Raw genomic sequence first — 400 nt, 5'->3', positions numbered from 1 at the left:
GCCAATCGAAGACGTATTCTCCATCTCCGGCCGTGGTACTGTTGTAACGGGTCGTGTTGAGCGTGGTATCGTTAAAGTTGGTGACGAAGTTGAAATCGTTGGTATCAAAGAAACCACGAAAACAACTTGTACTGGCGTTGAAATGTTCCGCAAACTGCTGGACGAAGGCCGTGCGGGTGAGAACGTTGGTGTTCTGCTGCGTGGTACTAAGCGTGATGATGTTGAGCGTGGTCAGGTTCTGGCGAAACCAGGTTCTATCCACCCACACACTCAGTTTGAATCTGAAGTGTATATCCTGAGCAAAGATGAAGGTGGCCGTCATACTCCATTCTTCAAAGGTTACCGTCCACAGTTCTACTTCCGTACAACTGACGTAACCGGTACTATCGAACTGCCAGAA

1 protein-coding gene is annotated in these 400 nt (G+C 48.8%); it reads left to right on the top strand.

What is annotated here, in order from left to right; genetic code table 11:
- A partial coding sequence (locus tag AAC855_RS21275) for an EF-Tu/IF-2/RF-3 family GTPase (protein ID WP_340612129.1) occupies nucleotides 1–400 on the top strand: 400 nt, incomplete at both ends.

Source organism: Xenorhabdus bharatensis (genome assembly GCF_037996705.1).
Classification (GTDB): Bacteria; Pseudomonadota; Gammaproteobacteria; order Enterobacterales; family Enterobacteriaceae; genus Xenorhabdus; species Xenorhabdus bharatensis.
Note: the sequence above shows the minus strand (reverse complement) of the source record. Positions and strands in the feature narration are given on the sequence as shown.